The organism is Streptomyces sp. SID5785 (assembly GCF_009870065.1).
Classification (GTDB): domain Bacteria; phylum Actinomycetota; class Actinomycetes; order Streptomycetales; family Streptomycetaceae; genus Streptomyces.
On sequence record NZ_WWIA01000905.1, the window covers coordinates 1 to 5860 of the forward strand.

At 72.9% G+C, this 5860-nt stretch carries 5 protein-coding genes; 2 read left to right on the forward strand and 3 right to left on the reverse strand.

The window, feature by feature from the left end:
• Both GTW43_RS29805 and GTW43_RS29810 read left to right on the forward strand, forming a co-directional pair.
• A partial coding sequence (locus GTW43_RS29805) for a sigma factor-like helix-turn-helix DNA-binding protein (protein ID WP_272922575.1) occupies window positions 1-769 on the forward strand: 769 nt, incomplete at its 5' end.
• 53 nt (window positions 770-822) lie between these two features.
• On the forward strand, window positions 823-1305 hold the full coding sequence (locus tag GTW43_RS29810) for a nucleoside deaminase (protein ID WP_161305104.1): 483 nt from the start codon (window positions 823-825) through the stop codon (window positions 1303-1305).
• Between the two features lie 57 nt (window positions 1306-1362).
• Here the strand turns inward: GTW43_RS29810 and GTW43_RS29815 are convergent, their stop codons facing one another.
• Genes GTW43_RS29815 through fdrA form a run of 3 tightly spaced genes read right to left on the reverse strand, consistent with a single transcriptional unit; the run spans window position 1363 to window position 5745 of the window.
• Complete coding sequence (locus tag GTW43_RS29815; RefSeq protein WP_161305100.1) at window positions 1363-2706, reverse strand: cytosine permease; 1344 nt, start codon at window positions 2704-2706, stop codon at window positions 1363-1365.
• Window positions 2707-2740: 34 nt separating this feature from the next.
• Window positions 2741-4198 (reverse strand): DUF1116 domain-containing protein, encoded by a 1458-nt coding sequence (locus GTW43_RS29820; protein ID WP_161305101.1) that lies wholly within the window; start codon window positions 4196-4198, stop codon window positions 2741-2743.
• Window positions 4195-5745, reverse strand: coding sequence for an acyl-CoA synthetase FdrA (gene fdrA, locus GTW43_RS29825; RefSeq protein ID WP_343246157.1), 1551 nt, complete (start codon window positions 5743-5745; stop codon window positions 4195-4197). The genes GTW43_RS29820 and fdrA overlap by 4 nt, the downstream gene beginning before the upstream one ends.
• Window positions 5746-5860: the final 115 nt, after the last annotated feature.

Genomic DNA, 5860 nt, shown 5'->3' on the forward strand with positions numbered 1-5860 from the left:
TCCCGCACCGGCCCCCGAACTCGCCCCGCACCAGGACCGCCGCCCCGCCGGGGCCGACACCCGGGCGATGCTGCTGCGCGCCCTCGACGTCACGGTGCCCGCCCAGCGGACCGGGGGCAGCGGCCGGGGCCAGGCCCCGCCGCGTCCGGCCCCCGCGCCGACCCCGGCCGCCGCCTTCGACGCGCTGTACGTCTACGCCGCTCCCGGCCTGGTCCAGCAGGCCCGTCTGCTGACCGGCAGCCGGCGGCTCGCCTTCGAGGCCGTCGAGCACGCCTTCCGCGGAGCCTGGGAGCGCTGGCCCGAAGTGGCCCGCGACAGCGACCCCGTGGGCTGGGTGCGGGCCGCGGCCCACACGTACGCCCTGTCCCCCTGGCACCGGCTGCGCCGGTTCCCCGGCCGCACGTGCTCCGCACGGATGCCGCAGGACGATCCGCTGCTGCGGTCGCTGCTCCGGCTGCCCCCGCGGCAGCGCCGGGCCGTGCTGCTCTGCGACGGCCTGGGGCTCAGCACCGGCGAGGCGGCGGCCGAGACCGAGGCGGGCACGGCCGCGACGACGGGCCGGCTGCGCTCCGCCCGCGCCGCGCTGGACGCACCGTCCGGCTCCCTCGCGTCCCGGCTCGCCCGCGAACCGGCCTGCACCCTCGCCCAGCCCTGGTCCGTGCGCGAGAGCACGGAACGCCGGGCCGTGCTCATGACCCGCACCGTGTGGGCGGTCGTCGCCGCGTTCGCCCTCCTCGTCACGGCGGTCGTCCTCACCTCGCCGTCCTGAGCCGCGGCCGTACGATCATGACGGGGACATCCGGCACCGGAAGGGACCACAGCATGGACGAGCGGGAACTGGCGTGGCTGCGCCGGTGCGTGGAGCTGGCGGGCGAAGCGCTGGAGGCCGGGGACGAGCCGTTCGGCTCGGTGCTCGTGGACGGCTCGGGGACGCTGCGCGCCGAGGACCGCAACCGGGTGGCGGGCGGTGACGCGACCCGCCACCCCGAGTTCGAGCTGGCCCGCTGGGCGGCCGAGCACCTCTCGCCCGCGGAGCGCGCCGCCGCGACCGTCTACACCTCCGGTGAGCACTGTCCGATGTGCTCGGCCGCGCACGCGTGGGTCGGACTGGGCCGGATCGTGTTCGTCGCGTCGTCGGCGCAGCTGTCCGAGTGGCTCGCCGCCTGGGGCCGGCCCCCGGGGCCGGTCGCCGCGCTGCCCGCCGGGACGGTGGCTCCGGGCGTCACGGTGGAGGGCCCGGTGGAGGAACTGGTGCCCGCGGTCGAGGAGTTGCACCGCCGCTTCGCCGAGCGCGCGGGCGGCTGAGCGCACGCACGCGCCCCCGGCCCGGAACGGCGGGCCGGGGGCGCGTGGTTCCCGGTGTCAGGCGGCCGGAGCCGTCTCCGCGACCGCCGCACGGGACAGGGTCCGCTCGAACACCGCGTACGCGACGACGGCGACGACCAGTCCGGTGACCGCGTCGGACAGCTGCGGGGCCCACCAGTGCGCGACACCGCCGGCCGCCGCGCCGACCGCCCAGGCCACGAAGGCCGTCGGGCGGACCGTCACGGTGGGCCGCCGGTCCATCGCGCCGCGCCCGCCGCGGGCGAACAGCTGGTCGGCGATGAGCACACCGCCGAGCGGCGGCACGAACACGCTGAGGATGACCAGCCAGTCCAGGAAGTGGTTCCAGACGCCGGCCAGCGCGGCGAGCGTGCCGACGAGCCCGAGGACGACCGTCATCAGACGCATCCGCGTACCGGTGAGGTGCGACCAGCCGAGCGCGCCGTTGTACAGACAGTGGCTGCACACGGAGCCGAGGTTGACGAAGACGAAGACCGCCGCGATCACGTTGAGGATCCCGGAGTGCTCGCCGGTCAGGATCGGCAGGAAGTCACCGCCCGTCGTGCCGGCCGAGGCGATGGCCCCGGCGGCGACGACGAGTCCGCCGGTGATCTGGGCGACGAGGCTCGCGACCGGGAACGCGCTGACGGTCGCGAGGACGGCCTGCCGGCCGTTCTTCGACCAGCGGGTGAAGTCCGCGGTCATCGTGCCGGAGTCGGCGAAGGTCGCCATGATCGTGGAGACGGCCGCGCCGAAGGTCAGCGCCGAGGCTCCGCCGACGCCCTCGTAGGAGAAGACCGCGCCCATGTCGTGGTCGCGGGCCACCAGCACCAGGGCGATGATCCCGGCGAGGACGAACAGCGGTGCGGCGACCGCGCCCAGCCAGGACAGGGCCTTGATGCCGAAGAACGTCAGGGCGATGAAGCCGAGGCCCGCCAGCACCGTGACGAGCCGCTCGTGCCAGCCGAACGACGCGTGCAGGGTGGCACCGGTGGCGCCGGTGTTGAACGCGAACCAGCCAACGACGATCGTCGACAGGAACGCGGAGGCCACGATGTAGCCGCCGCGCCCGAAGGTGCGGGAGGCCTGGAGCGAGAAGCTCTCGCCGGTGGTGCCGGCCCGGTGGCTGAGGATCCCCACGTACAGGAGCATGACGAGGTTGGCCACGAGGATGGCGCCGAGTCCGCGCCAGAAGCCCAGCATGGCGACGACCACGCCGCCGGGGATGGCGTTGGTCAGGATCATCGGGAAGCCGAACCAGACGGCGGAGACCGTCAGGAGCGACTTGCGCCGGTCCTCGGGAACCGGGCTGTGCTCGAACTCGTCGTCGGGTTCCGGTTCCGTGGATATGTCCGGCTGCGCGGCGGAGCGGTGTGTGTTCATCGTTGAGGGGCTTCCGGGTGGGCGCTCGCGCGCGTCAGGAGGAGGAGCCGCCGAACGCGTCGGCGAGGGCGGTGGCGGCCTTGGTGAACGCCTCGGCCGGCGGGTGCGTGATGCCGGCGCCGATCATGCCGATGCCCGCGTCCTTGTGCGCGATGGCGGTGTTGATGATCGGCAGGATGCCGGTGTCGAGGACCTTGCGGACGTCGATGCCGGTGGGCAGCCCCTGGAAGTCGAGGGCCGGGATCGTGACGTTCGGGTTCTGGGCGGTGGTGATCTCGCCCATGTCGCGGGTGTAGCCCATGGCCTCGGCCACGGTGCCGCCGACGAGGGCGACGATGGCGGGCGCGGCCGACATGGCGAAGCCGCCGAAGCCGTAGGTCTCGGTGATGGCGCTGTCGCCGATGTCGAGGCCGGAGTCCTCGGGCTTGTACCCGGCGAACATCGGGCCGACGACCTTCTGCGCGGGGCCGGTGAACCACTGGCCGGGCAGCCCGGCGACGCGGATGCCGAACTCGACGCCGTTGCGGGCCATCGTCGTGACGACGGTGGAGTTCTCCACGCCGTCGGCGGCGTCGAGGGCGGCCTTGGCCACGGCCATCCAGGTCGGTCCGGAGAAGTAGTCGGAGGACGCGACGAAGTCGAAGACCTCCTTCTTCTGCTCGGTGGTGAAGGACGACCGGAGCATGCCCGGGGCGAGTGCCTGGAAGAGGAGCAGGGTGCCGGCGCCGTTGCGGTTGTGGCACTCGTCGCCCATGTGGATGGCCTGCGAGAGCAGCAGCCGCAGGTCGATCGGGCCGGTGAACTCGACGGCCTCCTTGAGCATCGGGCCGAAGACGTCGCGCATCCAGATCAGGCGGTCGACGACGCTCAGGTCGTTGGCGCCCATCCGCAGGATCTTGGCCATCTGCTCGGACAGGTTGGTGTACGCGGTGTTGCCGTGCGTCTCGTTCCTGACGATGTGCACGTACATCGACGCGGAGGTGACACCGGCCATCGAACCGACCGCGTTCGCCTCGTGGCAGGGGCGGAAGGTGATCTGCCCGGAGGCGGCGACCTCGGCGGCCTCGTCCAGGTCCTTCGCCAGGCCCTCGAAGACGAGGGCGCCGGTGACGGCGCCCTTCATCGGGCCGTTCATCCGGTCCCAGGTGATAGGAGGGCCGGAGTGCAGGATCGTGGTGGGCGTCATGCCGGGGACCACGTCGAGCGCGCGGCCGAAGCCGACGAGCATCGGGCGGGCGGACATGATGCGCTCGACGGCCTCCGCGTTGGCGGCGTCGATCCTCGCGGTGAGCTCGGGGCTCGCCTCCAGCGCGTTCAGGGCGCGGGCGGCGTCGGGGTTGCCGCCGCCGGGCGGGGTCCAGTCGAGGGTGGTGACCTGGGCGTGCTGGGCCTTGATGTCCTCGTCGAACATCGCGAGGCCGACGTTGACGACGCTGAGGTCGCTGCCGAACAGGGCGGCGGCGGGCGTCGGTTCGGTGTTCTCGGTGCTCATGCCTGTGCCTTCTTCGCGATCTCACGGGCGAACTGGCCCGTCTCGGTGGAGCTGAGGGTGACGGTGACGCCGGCGGCGCGCAGGGCGGCGGTCTGGGCGGCGACCGAGGGGGTGTCGAGGTCGGTGCCGAGGACGTAGGCGACGACCTCCAGGTGGCGGCCGGCCTCACGGGCGATGCGCTGGCCCTCCTCGATGGCGGGCAGCGTGGTGCCGACCGGGTCCTCGTGGGAGCCGAAGCCGAGGACGAAGTCCATGACGAGGGCGGCGACCTCGGGGTCCTTGGCCTCCTCGACGATGCGCTCGATGCGCAGGGCGGGGTCGATCATCGGGTGCGGACGGCCGTTGGTGAAGTCGTCGTCGCCGAAGTCGAGGAAGGTGTGGCCGCGCGAGGCGGAACCGGCCGGGAGGCGGAAGTCGGCGTTCTTCTGGATGTTGGAGAAGACGTCGAGGCCCGCGTCGCGCACGGCGTACATCGTCTCGTCGCACAGGGTGCCGCCGCAGAACAGGCCGCGGACGTACTTCTGGCCGTCGGCGAGGCGGGCGACGACGGCGTCGGCGGCGGCCGCGGCGTCGAGGTCCTCGGTGGGGGCGGGGGCGACACCGGCGAGCTCGACGGCCTGCTGCGCGGCCTGGAGGCTGCCCGCGGCGAAGTGGCCGCCGGCGGCGGTGACCGCCTCCTCGGAGCCGTCGATGAACCAGACGACGACGGGCTTGCCCGCGGCGGCGACCTCGGCGAGGACCTTCTTCTCGACGGAGGGGGCCGGGGGCTTGGAGACGAGGACGATGACGTCGGTGGCGGGGTCCGCGGCGAGCGCGCGGATGCCGTCGACCATCATGATGCCGCCGACCTGCTCGGACAGGTCGCGGCCACCGGTGCCGATGAGCTGCGAGACGCCGCCGCCGAGCGCGTGGACGCGGACGGAGACCTCCTGCGAGCCGGTGCCGGACGCGGCGACGATGCCGATCGTGCCGGGGCGGACCTTGTTGCCGAAGCAGAGCGCGACGTTGTTGACGATCGCGGTGCCGCAGTCGGGGCCCATCATGAACAGGCCCTTTTCGTGGGCGAGTTGCTTGAGGGCGATCTCGTCCTCGACGGCGACGTTGTCGCTGAACATCATCACGTGCAGGCCGGACTCGAGGGCCTTGCGGGCCTCACGGGCGGCATAGGCGCCGTTGACCGCGATGACGGCGAGGTTGGCGCCGGGGACGCCCTCGGCGGCGGAGGTGACGGTCCGGTAGGTGACCTGGCCGCCGTCGGCCGAGGCGGGGGCCTTGCGGGTGAGCAGGCCCTCGATCTCGGCGAGGAGCGCGTCGGTGTCGGCGCCGTCCTCGGCGACGAGGACGACCATCAGGTCGCCGCTCTCGGCGGCGCGCAGCTCCTCGGTGAGCAGCCCCAGGTTGTCCAGGACGCCCTTGTTCATCTCGGTGCCCATGGCGGTGAACGCCTGCTCGACCCCGTCCAGGGCGTTGGCCTTGGTCGAGACGGACATCAGGGACACGGAGTCGAAGTACGTGTTCTTACGTACGACGGCTGTGGTGGTACTCACAGCGAACCTCGCAGTTCTTCTTCCAGGTGGAGCCCGGCCACGAGGCCGGACAGGGTGTCGCTGCCCGACGTGTGGCCGAGGGCCAGCACGCGTCGGGCAGGATCGTTCAGGTCCC

Coding starts and splice junctions, on each gene's coding strand:
- GTW43_RS29815 (WP_161305100.1), bottom strand. CDS start 2,706: ATGAACACACACCGCTCCGCCGCGCAGCCGGACATATCCACGGAACCG.
- GTW43_RS29820 (WP_161305101.1), bottom strand. CDS start 4,198: ATGAGCACCGAGAACACCGAACCGACGCCCGCCGCCGCCCTGTTCGGC.
- GTW43_RS29810 (WP_161305104.1), top strand. CDS start 823: ATGGACGAGCGGGAACTGGCGTGGCTGCGCCGGTGCGTGGAGCTGGCG.